The 24,261-nt window shown below is 71.8% G+C and carries 17 protein-coding genes; 3 read left to right on the top strand and 14 right to left on the bottom strand.

Features of this window, described 5'->3' with window-relative positions; genetic code table 11:
- Window positions 1-4: 4 nt before the first annotated feature.
- The 3 genes from KAK07_RS17790 to uvrA are packed head-to-tail and all read right to left on the bottom strand — an operon-like array spanning window position 5 to window position 9,837.
- The gene (locus KAK07_RS17790; RefSeq protein WP_210862214.1) at window positions 5-3,154 is read right to left on the bottom strand and encodes a hybrid sensor histidine kinase/response regulator; all 3,150 of its coding nucleotides are present in this window, start codon (window positions 3,152-3,154) and stop codon (window positions 5-7) included.
- Window positions 3,151-4,134: an ABC transporter substrate-binding protein gene (locus KAK07_RS17785; RefSeq protein WP_210853402.1), complete on the bottom strand. Its 984-nt coding sequence runs from the start codon at window positions 4,132-4,134 to the stop codon at window positions 3,151-3,153. The genes KAK07_RS17790 and KAK07_RS17785 overlap by 4 nt, the downstream gene beginning before the upstream one ends.
- A gap of 51 nt (window positions 4,135-4,185) precedes the next feature.
- On the bottom strand, window positions 4,186-9,837 hold the full coding sequence (uvrA, locus tag KAK07_RS17780; protein WP_210862212.1) for an excinuclease ABC subunit UvrA: 5,652 nt from the start codon (window positions 9,835-9,837) through the stop codon (window positions 4,186-4,188).
- A 282-nt stretch (window positions 9,838-10,119) separates the two neighbouring features.
- On the opposite strand from uvrA, the gene KAK07_RS17775 reads away from it, so the two are divergent.
- Both KAK07_RS17775 and KAK07_RS17770 read left to right on the top strand, forming a co-directional pair.
- Window positions 10,120-10,494 carry a hypothetical protein gene (locus KAK07_RS17775; protein ID WP_247664429.1) on the top strand — a complete coding sequence of 125 codons (375 nt, stop codon included), beginning with the start codon at window positions 10,120-10,122 and terminating at the stop codon, window positions 10,492-10,494.
- 101 nt (window positions 10,495-10,595) lie between these two features.
- Window positions 10,596-11,720, top strand: coding sequence for an ABC transporter substrate-binding protein (locus KAK07_RS17770; protein ID WP_210862210.1), 1,125 nt, complete (start codon window positions 10,596-10,598; stop codon window positions 11,718-11,720).
- Window positions 11,721-11,723: 3 nt separating this feature from the next.
- Here KAK07_RS17770 and KAK07_RS17765 read toward each other — a convergent pair whose 3' ends face one another.
- From KAK07_RS17765 to KAK07_RS17750, 4 genes are all read right to left on the bottom strand, one after another.
- Entirely contained in the window at window positions 11,724-12,392 is a 669-nt protein-coding gene (locus KAK07_RS17765; protein ID WP_210862209.1) for an ankyrin repeat domain-containing protein, read from the bottom strand.
- Window positions 12,389-12,877: a GlcG/HbpS family heme-binding protein gene (locus KAK07_RS17760; RefSeq protein WP_210862207.1), complete on the bottom strand. Its 489-nt coding sequence runs from the start codon at window positions 12,875-12,877 to the stop codon at window positions 12,389-12,391. Before KAK07_RS17760 ends, KAK07_RS17765 begins: the two co-directional genes overlap by 4 nt.
- A gap of 102 nt (window positions 12,878-12,979) precedes the next feature.
- A complete protein-coding gene (locus KAK07_RS17755) occupies window positions 12,980-13,603 on the bottom strand; it encodes a response regulator transcription factor (RefSeq protein ID WP_210862205.1) in 624 nt (207 codons plus the stop codon).
- Window positions 13,603-15,063, bottom strand: a complete 1,461-nt coding sequence (locus KAK07_RS17750; RefSeq protein WP_210862204.1) for a sensor histidine kinase — start codon at window positions 15,061-15,063, stop codon at window positions 13,603-13,605. Before KAK07_RS17750 ends, KAK07_RS17755 begins: the two co-directional genes overlap by 1 nt.
- A 270-nt stretch (window positions 15,064-15,333) precedes the next feature.
- On the opposite strand from KAK07_RS17750, the gene KAK07_RS17745 reads away from it, so the two are divergent.
- On the top strand, window positions 15,334-16,380 hold the full coding sequence (locus tag KAK07_RS17745; protein ID WP_210862202.1) for a DUF3466 family protein: 1,047 nt from the start codon (window positions 15,334-15,336) through the stop codon (window positions 16,378-16,380).
- Window positions 16,381-16,389: 9 nt separating this feature from the next.
- Here KAK07_RS17745 and KAK07_RS17740 read toward each other — a convergent pair whose 3' ends face one another.
- The 7 genes from KAK07_RS17740 to KAK07_RS17710 are packed head-to-tail and all read right to left on the bottom strand — an operon-like array spanning window position 16,390 to window position 24,261.
- Window positions 16,390-17,229: an alpha/beta fold hydrolase gene (locus KAK07_RS17740; RefSeq protein ID WP_210862200.1), complete on the bottom strand. Its 840-nt coding sequence runs from the start codon at window positions 17,227-17,229 to the stop codon at window positions 16,390-16,392.
- A gap of 16 nt (window positions 17,230-17,245) precedes the next feature.
- Complete coding sequence (locus KAK07_RS17735) at window positions 17,246-19,396, bottom strand: D-(-)-3-hydroxybutyrate oligomer hydrolase (protein WP_310740747.1); 2,151 nt, start codon at window positions 19,394-19,396, stop codon at window positions 17,246-17,248.
- Window positions 19,397-19,448: 52 nt separating this feature from the next.
- The gene (locus tag KAK07_RS17730) at window positions 19,449-20,555 is read right to left on the bottom strand and encodes a branched-chain amino acid ABC transporter permease (RefSeq protein WP_210862433.1); all 1,107 of its coding nucleotides are present in this window, start codon (window positions 20,553-20,555) and stop codon (window positions 19,449-19,451) included.
- A 7-nt stretch (window positions 20,556-20,562) separates the two neighbouring features.
- Window positions 20,563-21,576: a branched-chain amino acid ABC transporter permease gene (locus KAK07_RS17725; protein WP_210862196.1), complete on the bottom strand. Its 1,014-nt coding sequence runs from the start codon at window positions 21,574-21,576 to the stop codon at window positions 20,563-20,565.
- Complete coding sequence (locus tag KAK07_RS17720) at window positions 21,573-22,319, bottom strand: ABC transporter ATP-binding protein (RefSeq protein WP_210862194.1); 747 nt, start codon at window positions 22,317-22,319, stop codon at window positions 21,573-21,575. The genes KAK07_RS17725 and KAK07_RS17720 overlap by 4 nt, the downstream gene beginning before the upstream one ends.
- Window positions 22,316-23,074 (bottom strand): ABC transporter ATP-binding protein, encoded by a 759-nt coding sequence (locus KAK07_RS17715; RefSeq protein WP_210862192.1) that lies wholly within the window; start codon window positions 23,072-23,074, stop codon window positions 22,316-22,318. The genes KAK07_RS17720 and KAK07_RS17715 overlap by 4 nt, the downstream gene beginning before the upstream one ends.
- Complete coding sequence (locus KAK07_RS17710) at window positions 23,074-24,261, bottom strand: extracellular catalytic domain type 2 short-chain-length polyhydroxyalkanoate depolymerase (protein WP_210862189.1); 1,188 nt, start codon at window positions 24,259-24,261, stop codon at window positions 23,074-23,076. Before KAK07_RS17710 ends, KAK07_RS17715 begins: the two co-directional genes overlap by 1 nt.

The raw sequence follows: 24,261 nt of genomic DNA, 5'->3' as shown, positions 1-24,261 counted from the left end.
CTGCTCAGCGCTGCGCCAGCGCGTCGCGGATATGGCCCACCAGCGCGTCCAGCGCGGTGGCCAGCGCGCGCATCTCGGCCTCGGGCGGCGGCACGCCGCGCGCCAGCTCAGCTTCCAGGCGACTGATCTGTTCGATCAGGCCTTCACCACCCAGGTTGCCCAGGGCGCCGCGCAGGCTGTGCAGGTCCTGGCCCAGCAGATCCAGCCGGCCCTCGCGCCAGGCACTCAGCAGGCGCGTGCCGTCGTCGGCGTGGTGGTCGGCGTAGACCTCGAGCAAACGCATCAGCAACGCGCCCTGACCGGCCAGCCGGCGCAGCGCCAGGTCCAGGTCCAGCCCCTGGATGGCCGGCCCGCGCCAGGCGCTCGGGGCCGCCGCGGGCGGCGGCGGCGCGGGCAGCCAGCGGCGCAGCAAGGCGCCCAGCGCCTCAGGTTCGACCGGCTTGGCGATGAAGTCGTCCATGCCCGCGGCGCGGCAGCGCTCGCGGTCCTCGGGGAAGGCGTTGGCGGTCATCGCGACGATCGGCGTGCGCGCATGGCCGGGCAGCTGCCGGATGCGGCGCGTGGCCTCCAGACCGTCCACCTGGGGCATCTGCACGTCCATCAGGATCAGGTCGTAGGCGGCCTGGCTGGCCAGCTCGATCGCCATCTGGCCATCGTGGGCCAGGTCGGGGTTCAGGCCCAGGGTTTCGAGCAGCTGGGCACTGACCTCGCGGTTGAGCGGGTTGTCCTCGACCAGCAGCACGCGGGCATGGGCACTGGCCTGCCAGGCCGGTTCCGGGGGTGTGGCGGCATCGCGCTGGTCGCGCCGCAGCGCGCGCGTCAGCGCGTCGTGCAGCTGCGACGGCGAAATCGGCTTGACCAGCACGGCCGCGAAGCCGACCGCGCCCAGCGTGTCGCGCGGCACCTGACCACCCATGGCCGAGATCATCAGGAAGGCCGGCTGCTGCCGCAGCGGCAGCGCGCGGATCTGGCGCGCGGTCTCGACGCCATCCATCACCGGCATGCGCCAGTCCAGCACGCAGAGCTCGTAGGGGTCGCCCTCGGTTTCGGCCGCAGACAGGCGCTTCAGGGCCTGCTCGCCGCCGGACACCGCATCGGCGCGCAGGCCCAGCATCTCGAGCATCTCGACCAGGGCCAGGCGGGCGTCCTCCAGGTCATCCACCACCAGGGCGCGCGTGCCCATGAAGCGGGCCACGGCGCGACGGCCCGGCTGCGGCGACTGGGCCGGCTCCAGCGGCAGGTCGAACCAGAAGCGGCTGCCCTGCCCCGGGCGGCTCTCCACACGCAGCGTACCGCCCATCATCTCGACCAGCCGGCGGCTGATCGACAGGCCCAGCCCGGTGCCGCCGAAGCGCCGGGTGGTGGAGCCATCGGCCTGCTCGAAGGGCTGGAAGACGCGCTGCTGCTGCGCGGCGTCCATGCCGATGCCGGTGTCGCGCACCTCGAAGCGCACCAGCGGCCGGCCGTCGGCCGACTGCAGGCGCGACAGGTTCACCCGGACATGGCCGCGCTCGGTGAACTTGATCGCGTTGCCGATCAGGTTGACCAGCACCTGGCCCAGGCGCAGGTCGTCGCCGCGCAGGTGGCTGGGCAGCGTGGGGTCGATGCGCTGCACCACCTCCACGCCCTTGGCCATGGCGCGCTCGCAGACCAGCTGGCTGGCCTGGTCGACCATGTCGTCGACGTCGAAATCGCGCGTGGCGAGCGTGAGCTTGCCGGCTTCGATCTTGGAGAAGTCGAGGATGTCGTTGAGGATGGCCAGCAGATGCCGCGCGGCGGTGCCGATGCGTTCGAGGTGGGCGGCCTGCTGCGGATTGGCGTCGCGCCGGGCCAGGTAGGCCAGGCCGATGATCGCGTTCATCGGCGTGCGGATCTCGTGGCTCATGTTGGCCAGGAACTCGCTCTTCGAGCGGGTCGCGGCCTCGGCCTCGTCGCGTGAGCGCTCCAGCGCCTGGGTGCGCTCCTGCACCAGGTCCTCAAGCTGGTGGCGGTAGCGCGACAGCTCGGCCTCGGCGGCCAGGCGCTCGGTGATGTCGCGGATCACCGCGGTGGAGTGCCACTGGCCATCGACCTGGACGCGCGACAGCGACACGTTGAGGTCCACGTAGCGGCCGTCGCGGCACAGGCCACGCACACGGCGGTCGGCCCCCATGGTGCGCACGCCGGCGCCTTCCTGGGTGCCCAGCGCCACCAGGGCCGCGTGGCCCTGGCGCACGTCGGGTGGCAGCAGGCGGTCCAGCGGCTGGCCCAGCAGCTCGGCGGCGGTCCAGCCGAACAGCCGCTCGGCGGCGGCATTGAACTGCGTGATGCGGCCGTCGGCGGCCACGCTCAGCACCGCCTCGGGGGCAGCGTCGATCAGCGTGCGCAGCCGGTGTTCGCTGGTCTGCACCTGCTGCACGCGCAGCGCCAGGTCAGCCGCCATGCGGTTGATGCTCTCGGCCATGCGCGAGAGCTCCAGGGTGCGCTGCGGCGGCAGGCGCCGGCCCAGGTCGCCCTCGCCGATCGCCTTGGCCGCCTGGCCCATGGCCGCCAGGGGCCGCGCCACCCAGGCCTCGACCAGGATCCACAGCACCAGCGCGGCCAGCAGGAACACCGCGGCCTGCCAGCCCAGGCGCTCCCAGGAGTCTTCGCTGAGCTGCTGCAGCGGCCCGGCCAGCGTGTACTGCAGCATCACCAGGCCCTGCCGGCCGGTGCGCAGCTGGCCGGCCTCGGCGGGCCACTCGAAGGCATGCACCAGCAGCACGCGGCGCGGCTGGTCCAGCTCAATCACCCGCGAGGCGCTGCCGCTGTGCAGGCCCTGCAGCCACTCGGGGTGCAGGTCGGGCAGGCGGTCAGCGGCCTGACCCACGTCGCTCGGGCGGCTGGACGCCACGACCTGCATCGTCGGCCCGATCACCGCCGCCTGCGACACCATGGTGTCGGACGCCGCATGGGCCAGCACCTCGCGCAGCAGTGAAGGGTCGAGCGCCGCCATGCGCTCGGAAGCCACGACGATCAGGGTCAGCTGGTGGCGCGCGCGCTGCAGCAGCTCGGTCTGCAGCTGGGCGGCATCACGCCGGTAGTGCATCCATTGCAGCGCAGCCAGCGCGACCAGCATGACCACCCCGACCAGCGCCGCCAGGCGCCAGCGCAGCGAGTTCAGATCGGGCCTCATGCCGCCCCTCCGGCTGGCAGGAAATCGGCGCTGCCCAGCAACTCCAGGCCGGGTGGGTTGGCCAGCAGGCCGGCCCGGACCATGACCTGGCGCAGGCGATCGGCGCTGTCCTGCAGCCGGCCACCGGGACGCAGCCAGGCGTGGTTGTCGGCCACCCCTGGCAGTTCCAGCCGCGCCAGGCTGGCCTCGAGCTCACCGGCGCTGATGCCCAGCCGGCGGGCGATCAGCGGCAGGTGCTGCTGCGGCGTCTGCCGCAGCGCAGCCAGGGCGCCGAAGTGGGCCCTCAAGGCCGCTCGGATCTGGGTCGCCCGGGGCTCCAGCACGTCGGCCTGGACGGCCAGTACGTCGACGATGGAGCCGGGGACCTCGGCACTGCTGAACAGCGGACGGGCACCCTCGGCGAGCAGGCGACCGGCGGTGGGGTCGTAGGTGACCAGGGCGTCGATGCGCCGCTCACGCCAGGCGGCTTCGTGCTGGTCAACGTCCAGGGGAATGATCCGGACGTCGCTGACCCGCATGCCGTGGCGGGACAGCATGGCGTCCAGCATGACCGCGCCCACCGCCGAGGCCTCGACCCCCACGCGCTGTCCAGCCAGCGCCGCCACCGAGCCCAGATGACTGCGCGCCAGAACGACATCGGCGCCCATCGAGACATCCAGCACACCCACCACCCGCAGATCCATGCCGCGGGCGCGCGCGCTCAGCACTTCGTCAAGCGTGAGGCCTGCCGCGTGCAAGGACTGGGTGCCCAGGCCGCGCAGGCTGGAGCTGGCCGAGGGCATCTCGACCAGGTGCACCGCGTCGGCCGGCCAATCGCCCAGGTCGCGCGCCAGGAAGAACAGCTCATAGCCGGGCCAGGGGTGGCAGCCCAGGCGCAGCGGACCCTGCGGGCCGGAACGGCAGGCCGACAGGGGGGCCAGCGCCGCCAGGGCCGCCGCCAGGCAGACACGTCGGCGTGGGAAGACGAGGCGGGCAGTCATGGTGGCGGACGCGTTGCACTGATTGTGCCTGCGCGCCCGCGTTTCACCACATCAGCGCGCGAGCACAGGCGCCAACGCGTGGCCGGTGTGGGTGCCGGCCGACACCAGGCGCTCGGGCGGGCCGGCGCAGACCACGCGCCCGCCGGCACTGCCGCCCTCCGGACCCAGGTCCAGCACCCAGTCGGCCTCGGCCACCACGTCCAGATCGTGCTCGATCACCACCACGCTGTGGCCGCCGTCGACCAGGCGGTGCAGCACATGGATCAGCTTCTCGACATCGGCCATGTGCAGGCCCACCGTGGGCTCGTCCAGCACATACAGCGTGTGCGGGGCCTTCTGGCCGCGGCGGGTGACGTCGTCGCGTACCTTGGACAGCTCGGTGACCAGCTTGATGCGCTGCGCCTCGCCACCGCTGAGCGTGGGGCTGGGCTGGCCCAGTGTCAGGTAGCCCAGGCCGACATCCTTCAGCAGCTGCAACGGGTGGGCGATGGCGGGCATGCTGGCGAAGAACTCCACCGCCTCGTCGACCTCCATGCGCAGCACGTCGCCGATGCTCTTGCCGCGCCAGGTGACGGCCAGGGTCTCGGGGTTGAAGCGCTGGCCGTGGCAGACATCGCAGGGAACCTTGACATCGGGCAAGAAACTCATCTCGATGGTGCGCATCCCCTGCCCTTCACAGGCCGGGCAGCGGCCCTGGCCGGTGTTGAACGAGAAGCGCCCGGCGGCGTAGCCGCGCGCCTTGGCCTCCAGCGTTTCCGTGAAGAGCTTGCGGATGCTGTCCCAGAAGCCGATGTAGGTGGCCGGGCAGGAGCGCGGGGTCTTGCCGATCGGGGTCTGGTCCACCTCCAGCACGCGGTCCACACCGCCCCAGCCACTGAGGCTGGCACAGCCGCTGAGCATCACGCTGGAGGCCGCGGCCTCGTCGGGCTTACGGCCCTTGGCCGCCACCAGCGCCGCCACATTGGCCAGCAGCACGTCGCGCGCCAGCGTGCTCTTGCCCGAGCCCGACACACCGGTCACCGCCACCAGCCGGCCCAGCGGCACGTCCACGTCCACCTGCTGCAGGTTGTGCAGCGACGCACCGCGCAGCGCCATCGCTGGCGTCTGTCCATCCACCGGACGACGCGCCTGCAGCGGGTGCTTCAGCGGCGAGGCCAGGCAGCGGCCGGTGAGTGAATCGGGGTGCGCGGCCAGCTCGGACGGCGCGCCCTGCGCCACCAGGCGGCCGCCGCGCTTGCCGGCGCCGGGGCCGATGTCGATCACATGGTCGGCGCGGCGGATCGTGTCTTCGTCGTGCTCCACCACGACCAGCGTGTTGCCGGCGTCGCCCAATTTCTTGAGCGCGCCCAGCAGGATGCCGTTGTCGCGCGGGTGCAGGCCGATGGTGGGCTCGTCCAGCACATAGCAGACGCCCTGCAGGTGGCTGCCCAGCTGCGCGGCCAGGCGGATGCGCTGGGCCTCGCCGCCGCTGAGCGTGGGCGCGGCGCGGTCCAGCGTCAGGTAGCCCAGGCCCACTTCTTCCAGGAACTCCAGGCGGCTGCGGATCTCGGTGATGACGTCGCGGGCGATGCCGGCATCGCGGCCGGTGAGCGTGAGGCCGTCGATCCAGGCGCGGGCCTCGCGCACCGAGCCAGCGGCCACGTCGTGGATGGTGCGCTCGGCAAAGGTGACGCCGCGCGCCACCGGGTTCAGGCGGGCGCCGTGGCAGTCGGGGCAGGGCTCGCCGGCCAGGCCTTCCACCTCGGGTTCGTCACTGGGAAAGCGCCGCTCTCGGCCCTTGTCGTCGTCGTTGCGCACCGAATCATCAAAGGCCTGGCGCTGCTCACGCGTCAGTGTCAGACCGGTGCCCACGCAGGTGCTGCACCAGCCGTGCTTGCTGTTGTAGCTGAACAGGCGCGGGTCCAGCTCGGGGTAGCTGGTGCCGCACTGCGGGCAGGCGCGCTTGGTGGAGAACACCTTCAGCTGCCCCAGGCCGGTGGTGGGCTGGCCGGCCTCCAGCCGCTCGGCCAGGCCGTCCAGCGGCGCCAGCAGGTGCATCACACCCTTGCCGGCCTCCAGCGCCTCGGCCAGCAGCGCGCGCAGCTCGGGCTCGGTGGCGGCCGAGACCACCAGGTCGCCCACCGGCAGCTCGATGGTGTGCTCCTTGAAGCGGTCGAGCTTGGGCCAGGGGTCGGTGGGCAGGAACTCGCCGTCCACGCGCAGGTGGCTGTGGCCACGCGCCTTGGCCCACTTGGCCAGGTCGTTGTAGATGCCCTTGCGGTTCACCACCAGCGGCGCCAGCAGGCCCACATGCTGGCCGGCGTGGTCGCGCAGCAGCTGCGCGGCGATGCTCTCGGCGCTTTGCGGCCGCACCGGCGCGCCGTCGTGCACGCAGTGCTGCAGGCCCAGCTTGACCCACAGCAGGCGCAGGAAGTGCCAGACCTCGGTGGTGGTGGCCACGGTGGACTTGCGCCCGCCGCGCGACAGCCGCTGCTCGATCGCCACGGTGGGCGGGATGCCCCACACCGCGTCCACCTCCGGCCGCCCCGCCGGCTGCACGATCGAGCGCGCATAGGCGTTGAGCGATTCCAGGTAGCGCCGCTGTCCCTCGTTGAACAGGATGTCGAAGGCCAGCGTGCTCTTGCCCGAGCCCGACACCCCGGTCACCACCGTGAACTTGCCGCGCGGGATGTCCACGTCCAGCGATTTCAGGTTGTGCTCGCGCGCATTGACGATGCGGATCGCCTCGTCCCGTACCGCCCGTCCCAGGTAGCGGCCGGAATCGGTGTCCGACGCCACGGTCTTCTCGGCCACGCCCAGCGCGCCGTCGTAGTCGCGCAGCGCGGCGCCGGTGTGCGAGCTCGGGTGGGCGCGCAGGTCATCCGGCGTGCCCGCGGCCACCAGCTGGCCGCCACCGTCGCCGCCCTCGGGGCCCAGGTCGATCAGCCAGTCGGCAGCGCGGATCACATCCAGGTTGTGCTCGATCACCAGCAGCGAGTGGCCGGCGTCCAGCAGCTTGCGCAGCGCGCGCATCAGCTTGGCGATGTCGTCGAAGTGCAGGCCGGTGGTGGGCTCGTCGAAGACGAACAGCGTGCCCTTCTTGGCCACCGCCTGGCGCGGGCTGGCCGCCGCCTCGGCCAGGAAGCCGGCCAGCTTCAGGCGCTGCGCCTCGCCGCCCGAGAGCGTGGGCACCGGCTGGCCCAGGCGCACATAGTCCAGGCCGACATCGACGATGGGCTGCAGCGCGCGCAGCACCTCGCGGTCCTTGGCGAAGCACTGCACCGCCTCGCTGACGGTCAGGTCCAGCACATCGGCGATGCTCAGCCGCCGGTCGCCGCGGGTGATCAGCACTTCCAGGATCTCGGCGCGGTAGCGGCGGCCGTCGCAGTCCGGGCAGCGCAGGTACACGTCCGACAGGAACTGCATCTCGACATGCTCGAAGCCCGAGCCGCCGCAGGTCGGGCAGCGCCCATCCCCCGCGTTGAAGCTGAACATGCCGGCGGTGTAGCGCCGCTCCTGCGCCAGCGGGGCCACGGCGAAGAGCTTGCGGATCTCGTCAAACGCACCCACATAGCTGGCCGGGTTGGAGCGCGCGGTCTTGCCGATCGGGCTCTGGTCAACGAAGACCGCATCGGCCAGGTGGTCGGCGCCCAGCAGGCGGTCATGCGCGCCGGGCGCGTCGGTGGCCTGGCCGAAGTGGCGCAGCAGCGCCGGCACCAGGATGTCCTGCACCAGCGTGCTCTTGCCCGAGCCCGAGACCCCGGTGACCACGGTCAGCCGCTGCAGCGGGAACTCGACCGTCACGTTCTTCAGGTTGTTCTGGCGCGCGCCTTCCAGGATCAGCCGCGGTGTGGCCTCGTCCACGAAGCGCTTGAAGCCCATGCCCACGCTCTTGCGCGCGCCCAGGTAGGCGCCGGTCAGCGTGTCGGCCGAGCGGGCGGCTTGGGGGCTGCCGTCGAAGACGATCTGCCCGCCCTTCTCGCCCGGCCCCGGGCCCATGTCGATCAGGCGGTCGGCGGCCAGCATCACCGCCGGGTCGTGCTCGACCACCACCAGCGTGTTGCCGGCGTCGCGCAGGCGCTGCATGGCCTGCACGATACGGTTCATGTCGCGCGGATGCAGGCCGATGCTGGGCTCGTCCAGCACGAACAGCGTGTTGACCAGCGAGGTGCCCAGCGCGGTGGTCAGGTTGATGCGCTGCACCTCGCCGCCGCTGAGCGTGCGGCTCTGGCGGTCCAGCGTCAGGTAGCCCAGGCCCACGTCGCACAGGTAGCGCAGCCGCGTGCGGATCTCATCCAGCAGCAGTTTCAGCGCTTCGTCGAGGAAGCCCTCCTGAAGGTGGATACCGTCGAAGAAGCGCTTCAGGCGCTCGATCGGCAGCAGCATCAGGTCGTGCAGGTTCAGGCCCGGCAGCGCCTCCAGCTGCGCGCGCGACCAGGCCGCGCCCTGCGGCAGCATGCGCTGCGGGGGCGGCAGCACCGCGTCGGCATCGTCCTTCTCACCGATGCGCCACAGCAGCGACTCCAGTTTCAGCCGCGCGCCGCCGCAGGCGGTGCAGGGCGTGTAGCTGCGGTACTTGGACAAGAGCACGCGGATGTGCATCTTGTAGGCCTTGCTCTCCAGGTACTCGAAGAAGCGGCGCACGCCGTACCACTGCTTGTTCCAGTTGCCGTTCCAGTTCGGCGAGCCCTCGATCACCCATTGCCGCTGCGCCTCGGTCAGCTGGTTCCAGGCGGTGTCACGCGGAATGCCGGCCTCGCCGGCGTACTTGACCAGGTCGTCCTGGCACTCCTGCCAGGCCGGCGTCTGCATCGGCTTGATCGCGCCGTTGCGCAGGGTCTTGCGGTGGTCAGGGATGACCAGGCCGAAGTCGACGCCGATCACGCGGCCGAAGCCGCGGCAGGTCTCGCAGGCGCCGTAGGCCGAGTTGAAGCTGAACAGCGCCGGCTGCGGGTCACCATAGCGCAGATCGCTTTCGGGGCAGTGCAGGCCGGTGCTGTACTTCCACAGCGTGGGTTCGCCCTCGTCAGCCAGCGCGTAGACGCTGAGCCGGCCCTGGCCGCGCTTCAGGCCCAGCTCGATGGCCTCCATCACCCGCACCCGCTCAGCATTGCTGAAACGGAAGCGATCGGCCACCACATCCAGCAGTTTCTTGCCGTCGACCACCCGCTCGGCCTGCACCCGTGAGAAGCCGCTGGCCTGCAACCACTGCTCCACCTCCTCGGCGCTGGTGTTGGCCGGCAACTCCACCGGGAAGGTGATGACCAGCCGCGGATCGCCCGCCGCCGCCGCGCGGGCCGCCAGGTCGGCATGGATGGTCTCGGCGTTGTCGTGCCGCACCGGCAGGGCGGTCTGACGGTCGAACAGTTGACCAGCGCGGGCAAACAGCAGCTTCAGGTGGTCGTTCAGCTCGGTCATCGTGCCGACCGTGGAGCGGCTGGTGCGCACCGGGTTGGTCTGGTCGATCGCGATGGCCGGCGGCACGCCCTCGACCTTGTCCACCGCCGGCCGGTCCATGCGGTCCAGGAACTGGCGGGCGTAGGCCGAGAAGGTCTCGACATAGCGCCGCTGGCCCTCGGCATAGAGCGTGTCGAAGACCAGGCTGGACTTGCCCGAGCCGCTGGGCCCGGTCACCACCGTCAGCTCACCGGTGCGGATGTCCAGGTCCAGGTTCTTCAGGTTGTGCTGGCGGGCACCACGGATCTCGATCAGGCCGGACGACATGGAAGGGTCTGGAAGCACGCAGAACCCGCCATGTTGGCACAAAGGCGTGGTCCCTGCTGCCAGGGTGCCGCCGGCTTGCTGCCCCTGTCAGCCCGGCCTCGTCAGGGCAGAGGCGCCCGGACCGGCTGGCGCCCGGGGTTCCGGACGCGGCTCGATCGGATCACCGTGCGCCGGGACGGCACGCAGCGACTTCCGCCCGCCGCGCGAACCGCTCCGGCGAGAATGGGCAACACCGACGCGAGTGCTTGTCATCCGCCAGGGCCTCTCAGGGGTTGATAGCTCATGAACACGTCCATGTCCAGCGCCTTCGGGCGCCGCCTGCTGGCCGGATCGAGCCTGCTCGTCCTGCTGGCCCTGCCCGCCTGCGTGGTCGTGCCGGCGCACCGGCCGGCCTATGGCGGCCCGCCGGTGTACGAATCCGGCCCGGTCGTGATGGCCCCGATGGCGCCCCCGCCGCCCCAGTACGAGGTGGTGCCTGCCATTCCCTTCCCCGGTGCCATCTGGATTGGCGGCTACTGGAACTGGGTGGGCGGCCGCCATGTCTGGGTAGGCGGCCGTTGGGAAGCACCACGCCACGGCTGGCACTATGAGCCGCGCCGCTGGGAGCCTGCGGCCCGTGGCGGCTACGAGTTGCGCGGCGGCTGGCGCGTGCGCTGAGCCCGCTCAGGGTCAACCCGATACGCGATGTCCACCTGAAAGACCCCGAGGTCCGCGCGAAAATGGCCGCCCACTAGGGCCATGAGAGCACGAGGCAGTCGATGGGTGCACGAGTCCGCCAGAGGTGGCGTTCAGCCGCTGGGGTGGCGCTGCTGGCGCTGGGCGTCAGCCTGGGCGCGCAGGCGCAGTGGAAGATCGGCCAGACCGTTGGCCTGAGCGGCGCGGTGGCGGCCACCGTGGCCGAGACCCGCCAGGGCGCGATGCTCTGGATCGAAGCGGTGAACCGCCAGGGCGGCGTGCAGGGCCAGCCGATCGAGCTGATCAGCCTGGACGACCGTTTCGAGGTGCCGCAGGCGGTGGCCAACGCACGCCAGCTGATCGACCAGGGCGTGCTGGCACTGTTCCTGAACCGCGGCACACCGCACACCCAGGCGCTGATGCCGCTGCTGACTGAAGCGCGGATTCCGCTGATCGCGCCGTCCACCGGGGCGATGGTGCTGCACCAGCCGGTACACCCCTGGCTGTTCAATGTGCGCGCCACCTACCAGCGCGAGGCCGAGCGCGCGATCACCCACCTGACCCAGATCGGCGTGCGCCAGATCGGCATCGTGCAGGTGGACGACAGCTTCGGCGACGACGCCGTCCAGGGTGCACTGAAAGGCCTGAAGGCCGCCAGCCTGAGCCCGGTCAGCCACCAGCGTTATGACCGCAGCAAGCCCGACTTCACGGCCTTGATTCCGGCGCTGGTCAAGGCCGAGCCGCAGGCGGTGCTGTTCATCGGCTCGGGCACCGCCGTGGTGGACGCGATGAAGGCGCTGCGCGCGGCCGGCTCGAAGGCGCAAATGGTCACGCTGTCGAACAATGCGTCGGCCGGCTTCGTCAAGCAGCTGGGCGAGCTGGCGCGCGGCGTGATCGTCAGCCAGGTGTTTCCGTCCGAGCGCTCGATCGCGGTGCCGATGATCAAGGAAGCCCAGGCGCTGGCCAAGGCCAGGGGCCTGGCGCTGACGCCGGCGATGGTGGAGGGCTTCGCCGCCGCCAAGGTGCTGGTCGAGGGCCTGCGCCGCGCCGGTCGCACCCCCACGCGGCAGAGCCTGGCCGACGCCCTGAACGGCCTGCAGCGCCTGGACCTGGGCGGGCTGGAGCTGGGCTACAGCCCGGCTGACCACAGCGGCCTGGACTACGTGGACCTGTCGATCGTCACCGAGGACGGGCGCTTCCAGCGCTGAGGCTCAGCGCTTCTCCAGCAGGGCCACCATCGCGCCGTAGCCCCGCTCGCGCGCCAGCGCTAGCGGTGTGCGGCCAGCGCGGTCGCTCAGCCGGGTGTCCGCACCGGCGGACAGCAGGGCCTGGACCGTGGCCTGGTGGCGCGGTCCGCCGTCGCCCAGCACCACCGCCTCGATCAGCGCGGTCCAGTGCAGGTTGTTGACATGGTCCAGCGGCGCGCCCGCGGCGATCAGCTGGCGCACCACGCCGTCGTGGCCCAGATGGGCGGCGGCGATCAGCGCGGTGCCGTCGTAGCGGCTGGTCACCTGGCGCGCGGACGCGCCCAGCGCCAGCAGGGTGCGCAGGGTCTCTTCGTCGTCGGCGACGGCGGCGATGGTCACCGCGTCGTAGCGGTCGTGTTCCAGCAGCTGCAGGTCGGCGCCGTGTCGGGCCAGGCGGCGCAAGGCCTCGCGCTGGCCAGCGAAGGCGGCCACATGCACGGGCGTGCGGCCGTGCTCGTCGCGCGGGTTCAGGCGCACCTGATCGGCCAGGGCGTCGATGCGCGCCAGGTCGCCCCGCCACGCCGCGGCGTGCAGGCCGCCGTAGCGGCCGATCTCGGCGGGTGTGGGGGCGGTCTGGGCGCGCGCCGTCAGCGCCAGCGCGGCCAGACCCAGGCCGAAGGCGCGGCGTTTCACTGCAGCTGCGCCTTGACCTGGTCCAACGCGGCCATCGCGCACTGCTCGTCCAGGTGGCCGCCCGGCGCACCGCCGATGCCCACCGCACCGACCACCTCGTTGCCGGCCTTGATCGGCACGCCGCCGCCCAGCAGCAGGAAGCCGGGGATGTTGACCAGGTTGGCGGCCGCCGGGTTCTTCTGCGCGTTCTCCATCATCGCCAGCGTGGTGTTCTTGGCCGAGGCCGAGGTCCAGGCCTTGGCGCGGCTGGCTTCCAGCGTGTGGGCGCCGGCGTTGTCGGCGCGCTGCACGACACGCACGCCGCCGGCACGGTCGACCACGGTGACGGTCACCGCGTAGCCATTGGCCTGGCAGGCGGCCACGCCCGCAGCGGCGATCTGGTTGGCCAGCGACAGCGTCAGGGCCTTTTCGGTGCGCAGTTCAGCGTGTGCGGCGGTGGCGCACAGGGCCAGCGCGACCAGGGTGAGACGGGGGGTGGACAGCATCGGATTCTCCTGAGGTGGCGGTCCTCGTTGGACCGTGCCCTCACTGTAGGAAGCCGGGGCGGCGGCGGCCATTCGGCCGGCTACGCGCGCTGCTCCGTAGAACTACGGAGCGCTGTCGCCCTCCTCGACCAGCCGGGCATAGCGCCGGATCAGCTGGGCCAGCGACTCGGCCTCCAGCTTGGCGAAGAGGTGGGCGCGGTGGGTCTCGACGGTGCGCGGCGACAGGCCCAGCGCACGGCCGATCTCCTTGTTGGTCAGGCCTTCGATGATCAGGCCCAGCACCTCCTGCTCGCGCGGCGACAGCTGGGCGTGGCGGGCGCGGGCCTCGCGATCGGCGGCGTGGCGCTCGCGCGAGCGTACATGCTGGCGCACCGCCTGCTGCAGGGTGTCGAGCAGCAGCTCGTCGTCGACCGGCTTCTCCAGGAACTCGGCCGCGCCGCTCTTGAAGGCGCGCCGGCACAGCGCCACCGTGCCGTGGCCGGTGAGCATCACCACCGGCTGGTCCACGCCTTCGGCCTGCAGGCGCTCCAGCACCGCGATGCCGCCCAGCCCGGGCATGCGCACGTCCAGCACGATGGCGCCGATGGCCTGGCGGTCAAAGCCCGTGATGAAGGCCTGCGGGTCGTCCCAGGTCTGCACGCGCAGGCCCACGGTGCCGATCAGCAGCGCCAGGCCATCGCGCACCGCGGCGTCGTCGTCGACCAGGTGGATCAGCGGCGTGTGCATCAGGCGGCCTCGGCCCGGGGCAGGCTGAGCCGGAAGCCGGCCCCGCGTTCGGCCAGCGGCAGCAGCGTCAACGCGCCGCCCTGGGCCTGCGCCAGCGATTCACTGAGGCTCAGGCCCAGGCCCAGACCGCCCTCGCGGGTGCTGACAAAGGGCTGGAACAGGCGGGCCGCGACCTCGGGCGCCAGGCCCTCGCCGCTGTCGATCACGCTGAGGTGGCCGCTGCGGGCATCGGCCTCGACCTGCACCGTCAGCCGGCGTTCGTCGGTCGGCACCGCGGCCAGGGCCTGCAGCGCATTGCGCAACAGGTTGTGCAGGATCTGCTCCACCGCGACTGGATCGGCCCGCACCGCGGCCGCGCTGGGAGCCACCTGTAACTGCGGGCGCACCCCCAGCGCCTGGGCCTCGGGGGCCAGCAGGTCCAGCGCCGCGCGCGCCGCCGCGTCCAGGCGCAAGCTGCTGCTGGGCGGTGGCTCGTCGGGCCGCGCCAGGGCCTGGCGCAAGCGGGACAGCACCTCGCTGGCGCGGCGCGCCTGGGCGGCGGCCTGGGTCATCGCCTGGCGCGCGGTGCTCAGCTCGGGCGGGTCCTCGTCCAGCAGGCGGCCGGCCGCCTGGGTGTTGGCCAGCACCGCGGTCAGCGGCTGGTTCAGCTCATGGGCCATGCCCGCCGCCAGTTCGCCCAGCGTGTTCAGCCGGGCCACCTGACCCAGGCGCAGCCACTCCTCGGCGCGGCGGCGGGCCTGGCGCTGGCGCCAGCCGGCGCGCACCAGCAGCATCGCCGCGGCACACAGCAGCGTCCACAGGGCCCAGGCCAGCCAGGGCAGCTCGGCCCAGCTCCAGGGCTGCTGCAGCACCACATCCACCGGCAGGCTGTCGGCGGCCAGGTGCTTGCGCGCCTCGTAGCGGCCCAGCACCGTGGCCGGCGATCGGCCCTGCTGCAGCCACACCAGCGGACGGTCGGCCGGGACCAGGGCCACCGACACCGCCGAGCCCGGCGCCACGGGCCAGTCGGCCTCGCGCAGCGGTTGCGACAGGTCGACTTCCAGCGCATAACTGCTGGGCTGGCCGGCGCGCAGCAGCAGCGCGCGCGGCGCGGCAGTCTCCAGGCGCACCAGCACCGCCCGGCGCGTCTCGCGCGAGGCCTGCTCGGCGGCCTGCAGCCGGGCATCGGGCCAGGGTTGCGGATCGGTGCGCTGCTGCACGCTGCGCACCGCGGGCAGCAGCGCCGGCAGGCGGCGCGCGGCGTCGGCCTGCTCGGGGCCGGTGGCCACCAGGGTCAGCGTGGCCAGCACCGCCTCCATCTGCAGCGCATGCTGGCTCAGCAGGCGGTGGGCGATGCGGGCCTGGGTGTCGAAGGCCTCGCGGCGTTGCGCGTCATCCAGGCGCCACAGCAGACCGCCCCCCAGCGCCGCCAGCACCACCGCGGCGGCGGCCCACCGGCTGTCGGACGCATTCAGACGCACACCTCGACCATGCGCAGGACGGCGGCGACGCGGGCCGGGGCTCGCCGGCAAGGGTGGGATGGATCGACGAAGGGCATGACGGGCTCCTGCTGCGCCGATTGTCGCTGCCGGGCCAGGGGCTGTTCAACGTGGCCATGCCCCCTCCCCCGAAGGCAAGGGGGGCACCCGGGCGTGCCTGCGCACGGCCCCTGGACAGCATAGGGATGCACAGCAGGCCACCGACGCACCACATTAGCGGCGTGCGCACTGAGGCCACCAAGGAGACGAAACATGAGATTGTTCGCAGCCCTGCTGCTCCTGGTGGCCTCGGCGGGCGCATGGGCGAAGGCGCCCCGCTATGAGCTGGTGGACCTGGGCACCCTGCGCCAAGGTGTTCAGAGCGATGCGCGGGCCATCAACAGCACGGATGACATCGTCGGCATGGCTGAACAGACCGACGGTGCCGGCTACCCCGTGCGATTTGTCAACGGCCGGGCTCAGCGCCTGATCCAGCACGGCGACCCTCCGTACCGCAGCGGCCATGCATCCGCGATCAGCGATGCCGGCCATGTCACCGGCGAGCTGATGCTGGGGCGCGCGAGCAGCCGGATCTTCATCCATCAGGCCGGCAGCACCACGCTGCATGCGCCGCCCGAAGGCAGCGCCTCGGCCCACGGCATCAACAGCCAGGGCCAGGTGGTGGGGCGACGCTCGCAGCTGATGCAGCCTGACCGCGCCTTCCTGATGGACGACGGCCAGTGGCAGGACCTGCCGGTGCCGCAGCCCGACCTGCCCAGCGTCGCCTGGGCGATCAACGATGCAGGCCAGGTGGCCGGCATCGTCAGGCAGACCATCGATGGGGTGCAAGGGCAGTACGGCGCGCTGTGGCAGGACGGCGTGCTGAAGGAGACCTTCGGCCTGCCGGGCAGCCTGTCCACGCTGGCCCTGGCGATCAACCGCCAGGGCTGGGTGGTCGGCAGCTCACAGGTGGGTCCGCACTATTTCCAGACCCATGCCTACCTCCACCGCGACGGTGTCACCACCGACCTGGAGAGCCGCCATGGCGCCCGCAGTTATGCCTACAGCATCAATGCCGCAGGCGAGGTGGTGGGTGACCGCGCGCTGGCCGGCCGTTCCGGACCTTTCCTGTACAGCGGCGGCCAGATGTGGTGGCTGGCCAAGCTGCTGCCGGCGGCGCAGCAGGCCCAGTGGCGGCTGATGGCGGCCCGAGGCATCAACGACGCCGGCCATGTCATCGCATGGGCGCGCAATGCCCAGGGACAGTTTCACGGCGTGCTGTTGCGACGCCTTGACTCGGTGGGCGCAGTGGCCCGCTGAGCGGCGGCCTCAGGGTGTCGTCAGGAAGTCATCGACCCACGCGAACTGGGCCGGCACATTGAGCGCCGGCGCATGCCCGCAGCCCGGCACCGTGACCACCGTGGCGCGCGGGCCGCGCTGGCGCATCTGCTCGGCCACCGGCGCTTCCAGCAGATCCGAGTGCTCGCCGCGCAGGCACAGCACCGGAATGTCCAGGCTGTCCCACTGCGGCCACTGGTCGTAGTCGGCGGGGTGGTCGATGAACTGGCGCACCATCTGCGGGTCGTAGTGCGGCGTCACACGGCCGTCGGGCAGGCGGCGCACGCTGGTCTCGGTCAGGCGGCGCCACTGGGCATCGCTGAGCCAGCCATAGGGGGCGTAGATGGTGCGGAAGTACTGCTCCAGCTCGCCCACGGTGGCAAAGCTGGCCGGGCTGCCGGCGTAGGTGCGGATGCGCTCGACCGCGGACGCCGCGATCTCCGGCCCCATGTCGTTGAGCACCAGCCGGCCGATCCGGCCACGCAGGCGACCCGCCGCGCCGCGCAGGCCGATCGCGCCCCCCATCGAGGTGCCCAGCCACAGGCACTGCCGCACGCCCAGCTGGTCCAACAGCGATTCGGCCAGGCGCACATAGAAGTCCAGGCAGTACTCGGCCCCGGGGTCCGGGCTCCACTGGCTCAGGCCGCGGCCGATCGTGTCGGGGCAGATCACCCGCCAGCGGGTGGACAGGTGGGCCGCGATGTCGTCCATGTCGCGCCCGGTGCGCGCCAGGCCATGCCAGGCGATCACCACGTCGGCCTGCGCCGCGCCCCACTCGGTGTAGTGGATCTCGCGGTCCAGGCAGCGCAGGTAGTTCGAGGTGTGCGACATCGCGGCTCCTGTGGCCTCACTCCGGGATCGTCAGGGTCGGACCGTCCATCGTGATCAGATCGCCGGCCAGCGGGGCAGCGGCGATCGGCGGCACGTTGGCGGCCGTCAGCGCCGGCGCGGCACCGCTGACGCCGCCGCGCGGCACGGTGCGCACCACCTGGCTGGGCGGCAGCGCCGTGCCGTGCTTCAGGTGGTCCCACATCGCGTCCATCGCGCGGTTGAAGTAGACGTGCAGCGGAATGAAGCGGGTGTCGTAGCCCATCAGCGCGCCGAAGGCGATGAAGCCGTCGAAGTGCTGCGCGTTGGTCACCTCGATCAGCCGGGTGCTGCCGGCGCCTTCCTTCAGCTGGTTGGCGCCGTAGTAGGCGCGCGCGGTGTGGTTGCCCGGCAGCAGCGCATCATTGCGGCCCGCGACGATCAGCGTGGGCTTGCCCTGCAGGCGCGCCTTGAGCAGCACCTCGCTGACGCCGGCCTGCACCCGCTGCGACTGGGCCAGCAGCTCACCCGCCAAGGGCGCACCGGTGACAGCGTCGACGCCGGTGGCCAGCGAGCGCAGGCACAGCGCGCCATCGAGCGCGAAGTCGAACTGGCTGGTCGACGGCGAGATCGCCACGAAGTCCAGCTTGGCCCCGCCCACCGACGGGTTGTAGACGATGTTGACGCCGCTGGTCGGCGGCACGCCGTTGCCGCTGGCGAAGATGCCCGCCTGCACCACCGGCAGCTGGGCCGTCGGGTTGCCGTTGGCGTCGGTGTTGGCCAGGCTGTAGCCGCAAACGCTGTCCAGCACGCTGAAGCGGCCGGCCGCGTTCACGTAGGTGAAGGCGATCGAGTTGGTGGCGAAGCGGAAGTGCGACTGCTGCAGGAAGTTGCTCTCCGGCTGCCAGCCGTAGGCCAGCATCCGGGCCAGCGCATCGTCGGCCTGCTCGGCCAGCGTGGCGCCGCTGACCAGGCCCTTGGCCGCCAGCGCCCCGCAGCGCAGCTGGGCGATGGTGGTGAAGGCGGCCGGCCAGAACGCTGCGCTCAGCGACAACCCGGCCTGCGAGGACAGCAGCGCGCAGGGCTGGTAGACGTTGGCGAAGGTGAAGTAGTCCACCAGCGGCCGGCCCAGCACGCTGGCCTGCAGCGCGCCCTGGCGGATCTGCAGCTTGCGCGCGTTGCGTGGCGTGGCATTGGGTTCGCTGACGGCCACGCCGTCGATCAGGCCGTCCTTGTCCTGCTCGGCAGCCGCCAGCGCCGCGCCGCCGCCGTTGGAGACGCTGGAGGCGATGACCAGGGTCTGCTCTGGCGTGATCGTGGCCAGGCGCCGGCCCGGCTGCCGGGCGTCCGGCGCGCCGTAGCGCTCATTGATCGCCCAGAAGGCCAGGCGGATCGCGTCCAGCGTGTGGCGACCCCAGTCCTTCTCGGGGTTGCGCTGCGAATGCGCATGCTTGTAGGCCACACGGTTGGGCGTGGCGGCATTGAACGCGGCGCGCTGCTCCTCGGTCAGCTGGGCCTGGAAGAGGGCCTCGGTGCCGGCGGTGGCGGCGTTGAGCAGCGTGCCATCGCGGGCCATCACGACGCCGCTGACCAGGTCGTGCAGGCCGTTGCCGGTGCCCTTGTCGGTGTAGGCCACCGCGCAACCGCGCTTGAGGCCCCACTCACCCGCGGTGGCGATCGCGCCATACACGCCGCGTGAGCCTGACGAGGTGGCGCTGACGATGCATGGCGCGGCCGGGTTGAAGCTGTCGGGCAGCTGCACCATCAGCGTCACGTTGCGCTGGCCGCTGCCGTCGTCGGACCAGGCGATGTATTCGCGGCCGGGCACCTTGCCTTCGCCCAGCGTGTCCTGGCCGTGGATGTCGATGTTGGGACCGTAGAACACGCCCATGCCGCCGCCGGCGGTGTAGTCGACCAGCGCACGGTAGTTGACGTAGATGGCGTTGCGGCGCAACTCGGCGGCGGTGGGTGCGGCCGGGTTGACATAGGCGGGCGTGCCGCCCATCAGACCGGTCTTGCCCAGACCGGCGGTCAGCAGGTCGTTGCTGACGCCGTCGTAGACGGTTTCGATCACCGGCCCGCGCACCGCGCCAGGCAGGCGATTGGGCGGGGTGGCCGCCTGCGCGGCGTTGGCGCCCAGCAGGGCCAGCACGGCCAGGACCAGGTGTTGTCTCGATCGATGCAAATGCACGGCAGTCTCCTCGTTGTGTCGACGGCTGGTCATCGGAATCCGAACCACCGGGTCAGTGGTCGGCTGGGGAAGGCCCGGTGTTCGACCGGGCCCGCAAACGCCCCACCAGGCCGGTGGGGAAGTGGTACACGCACAGCACGAAGCCCAGGCCCAGCCAGAGCAGCCAGCGGTCCGGCGACACCAGCGCGCCCAGCACCGGCACCTCGGCCAGCCAGCCGCCCTCGCCGCCCATCCAGCGCAGGCCTTCCTGCAGGTAGTTCTGCGCGAAGACGAAGAGCACCGAGCCCAGCACCGCGCCGTACATCGTGCCCATGCCGCCGATCACCACGATCAGCAGCACGTCGAGCATGATCTCGAAGCTCAGCGTGGTGTCCGGCCCGGTGTAGCGCAGCCACAGCGCCAGCAGCGCACCAGCCAGCGTGGCCACCAGCGCCGACACCAGGGTCGAGCCGGTGCGGTAGACCGCGCTGCGGTAGCCGATGGCCTCGGCGCGGAAGTCGTTCTCGCGGATCGCCTGCAGCACGCGGCCGAAGGGCGAATTGACCACCCGCAGCAGCGCCAGGAAGACCAGCAGCACGACGCCGAAGAGCAGGTAGTAGGTGATCACCTGGCCATCGATCATGCGGCCCAGCACCGGGGCCTCGAAGGGTTCGAAGGCCGGGGTCAGCACCTCGGGCACCGAGAAGCTCAGGCCGTCCTCGCCGCCGGTGAGCTCACTCAGCTGCGAGGCCAGGCCCTGGAAGGCCGCTGCCACCGCCAGCGTGATCATGGCGAAGAAGATGGCCTTGACACGCAGGCTGAACAGGCCGATCAGCAGACCCAGCAGCAGCGACAGCCCCAGCGCGCCGGCCAGGCCCATGAGCAGCGCGCCGAAGCCCACGCCGGCCTCGCCGCCCAGGCGCGTGGCGGCGACGGCCACGCCATAGGCGCCAATGCCGAAGAACATGGTGTGGGCAAAGCTGACGATGCCGGTGTAGCCCAGCAGCAGGTCGTAGCTGGCCACCAGAAGGATGAAGACCAGCATCTTCGCGGCCACGCCCAGCGCCTTGGCACCCGGGAACAGGAAGGGCGCGCAGGCCAGGCCCAGCACGGTGGCCAGCAGCAGCACGGCCAGCAGGCGGCTGCGCGGCGGATCGGCACTCAGCAGGCGGTCGATCAGCATGGTCTCAGCGCCCTCCCACCGGGTACAGGCCCTGCGGCCGCCACAGCAGCACGGCCATCATCAGCGCGATGTTGGAGAACAGCGCCGCCTTGGGCGCGACGAAGCCCAGGTAATTGGCCACCAGGCCCACCAGCAGCGCGCCGACGAAGCTGCCCAGCGTGCTGCCCAGGCCGCCGATGATGATGACGATGAAGATCAGCGTGTTGACCTGCGCGCCGATCTGCGGCACCACACTCTGCTGGTACAGGCCCCACAGCACGCCGCCCAGGCCGGCCAGCGCCGAGCCGGCGACAAACACGCCCAGGAACAGGTGCCGCACGCGGTAGCCCAGCGCCTCGACCATCTCGCGGTCCTGCACGCCGGCGCGGATCAGCAGGCCCAGTTTGGTGCGGCCCAGCACCCAGGCCAGCAGCGCGAACACGCCCAGCCCGATCACCACCGCCAGCAGCCGGTAGCGCTCGACCGCCGCATCACCCAGCAGGAGGGCACCGCGCAAGGCTTCAGGCAGCGGCAGCGGGATCTGCGCCGGGCCCCAGATCACCTTGATCAGCTCCTCACCGATGATCATGCCGCCCATCGTGATCAGGATCTGCTTGAGGTGCTGGCCGTAGACCGGCCGCACGATCAGCCGCTCGAAGACCAGACCGATCGCACCGGCCACCGCCATCGCCACCGCCATGGCCGCGCCCACCGCCACCAGGTTGGCGCCCAGCGAGGCCGAGCCCGTCCAGTCGGCCATGCCGCCCATCACGCTGGTGGCCACGAACGCACCCACCGCGATGAACACGCCGTGGCCGAAGTTCAGCACGTCCATCAGCCCGAAGACCAGGGTCAGGCCCGAGGCGATGATGAAGACGATCAGCCCCATCGCCAGCCCGGCCACGGTGAGCGTGAGCCAGGTGCTGCCGCTGCCCACCAGCGCCGCGCCGGCGGCCATCACCGCGGCCAGCAGCCACAGCGGGCGGGTGTCGAACTGCGCCTTCGGAATGGCCGCGCCGGCCGACGGTGCCTGGCTCATGCGTGCGCTCCCAGCGACAGGCCCAGCAGGCGCTGCTGCAGCCCGGCATCGGCGGCGAGGTCGGCCATGCGGCCGGTGTGGACCACGCGGCCGTCGTCCATCACCGCCACCTGGTCGCCCAGGGCGCGGGCCATCATCACGTTCTGCTCGACCAGCAGGATGGTGGTGCGCTCGCGCTTCAGCTCGGCCAGGCACTGCACCAGGTTCTGCACGATGGCCGGCGCCAGGCCCTTGCTGGGCTCATCGATCAGCAGCAGCGCACGCGGCTCGATGATGGCGCGGGCCACCGCCAGCATCTGCTTCTGGCCGCCGCTGAGCTTGCCGGCCGGGTAGAGCCAGAACTTGTGCAGCGCCGGGAAGAAGCCGAAGATCCAGTCGAGACGGGCGCGGTCGAGCTCGGCCTCGCGGCGCGCGGCGCGGGCGGCCAGCAGCATGTTCTCGCGCACCGTCAGGTCGCTGAAGATGCCCATGCTTTCGGGCACGTAGGCGATGCCGGCGCGGGCGATGTCGGGCGTGGCGAAGGCCGAGCCCGGGCCGCCAATGGTCTGGCCGCGGAAGGCCACGCGGCCGGCGCTGGCCGGCCACAGGCCCATGATGGTGCGCAGCGTGGTGGTCTTGCCAGCGCCGTTGCGGCCCAGCAGCATCGTCACCTCGCCTTCGGGCACCGCCAGGTCCACGCCATGCAGGATGTGGTACGCGCCGATGTGGGTGTGCACCCCGTCCAGTTGCAGCAAGGCCGTCATGCGCTGTCTCCGGTGGGTGCCGTGCCCAGGTAGGCCTGCTGCACGACATCCGAGGCGATCACGGCGGCGGGCTCGCCGTCGGCCACCAGCGCGCCCTGGTGCAGCACGACGATGCGGTCGGCCAGTTCGCGCACCACGTCCATCTTGTGCTCGACCAGCAGGATCACGCGGTCCTGGCGCGCCTTCAGTGCGCGGATCAGGTCGAGCACCACCGGCGCCTCGTCCAGGCTCATGCCGGCCGTGGGTTCGTCGAACATGTAGACGCGCGGGTCCAGGGCCATCAGCAGCGCCACCTCGAGCTTGCGCTGGTCGCCGTGCGACAGGCTGGCGGCCAGCGCGTCGCGGCGATCGAGCAGTCGCACCGCGGCCAGCAGCTCGCGGGTCTCCTCCAGCCAGTCACGGCGGTCGCGCCAGACCTGCCACAGGTTCAGGCCGCCACCATGGCGCGCCTGCACCGCCAGGCGCACGTTCTCCTGCACGCTCAAGCCCGGGAACAACTGGGTCAGCTGGAAGGCACGGCCCAGGCCACGGCGGGTGCGCTGCGGCGCCGAGAGGCCGCTGATGTCCATGTCGTCGAGCAGCACCTGGCCGGCGCTGGCCGGCAGCTGGCCGCTGATCAGGTTGAAGTAGGTGGTCTTGCCGGCGCCGTTGGGGCCGACGATCGCGGTCAGCGTGCCCGGCGCGAAGGCACAGCTCACCTGGTCCACCGCCACGTGGCCGCCAAAGCGGATGGTCAGGCCGCGGGTTTCCAGCATCAGTCGCAGCTCCCGCGGCGGAACTGGCCGGCCGGCCATTCGCGCAGCGTGGTGGTCTGCCACCACCAGCCCAGCGACTCGCCGCTGCCCGCGGCGCGCACGCCGCCGAAGCCGTCGGTGGTGGCGCGGTCGGCCCAGTAGTGGGTCCAGTTGCTGGCGGTGATGCAGGCGGCCACCGGCGCATCGGCCGGCGCACCCTGCAGCCGGTGCACCATGGCCATCACCGCGCGCACCTGCGGGCCCTGGCGGGTGGCGTAGCGGGCGTCGTCGTGGCCCCACCAGTCCCAGCAGCCACGCGGGTTGCCCGGCGACGAGGACTCGGTCTGCGGGTACAGCACCACCAGCCGGTTGCTGGCGGCCCAGCGGTTGAAGCCGGCGTGGTCGACGAAGTCGCTGCCGATCGCGCCCACCGATTGCCGGCAGCCGTGCAGCGCCACGTGCAGGCCGCAGGGCCGCTCGCGGCTGCAGTCGGCCGGGACAAAGACGCGGCCTTCGGCGGCCAGGCCGTGGCCGGTGACGAAGGCGCGCTGGTCGAAGGCCTGCGCCGCGGGCGTGCCCTCCACCCGGGGCCGCGGCGGCCGGGCCTGACCGCTGCCCACCAGGTGGCCCAGCAGTTCGCCGGCCAGGTCGACATCGCAGTCGTTCATGAAGTTGGCCGACTCGGCGGCGCAGGTCGGCCCGAAATCCTCGGTGACGAAGCTGTGGCCGGCGGGCACGTCGCGCCGTTCGCGCAGGCGCTCGGCGGGCACGAAGGCGCGGTAGAAGCTGCGCAGGTCGTCCATCACGCCGGGGCGCACGGTCTCGTCGCGTGTGCCGCTGAACAGGTAGACCCGGCCCGCCCCCACCTGGCTCAGCGGGGCCAGCTGGCCCTGCTGCGCCGCGCTGCGGGCGCGCTGGACCAGGGCCTCCACCGGAATCGGCTGCTCATGGGCCATGCAGCGGCCCAGCGCCTTGGCCACGTCCCCTTCGGCGCAGCCCAGAGGGCCACCGGCCACCACGCCCACGCCCTGCGTGAAGGTCTCGGCGTGGGCAAAGTGCAGTTGCACCGCCATGTAGCCGCCCGAGGAGATGCCCGACACCGACGCGCCCTGCGCCGGGTCGACGATGCCCGCGGGCAGCGGCGGCAGCGCGGCGCCGGCGCAGGGCACCACGCCGGCCAGCAGCCAGGCGGCCAGGTGTCGCGTCAC

Source organism: Ideonella alba, assembly GCF_018069875.1.
Lineage (GTDB): Bacteria > Pseudomonadota > Gammaproteobacteria > Burkholderiales > Burkholderiaceae_C > Ideonella > Ideonella alba.
This window is presented reverse-complemented; position numbering and strand designations above follow the sequence as displayed.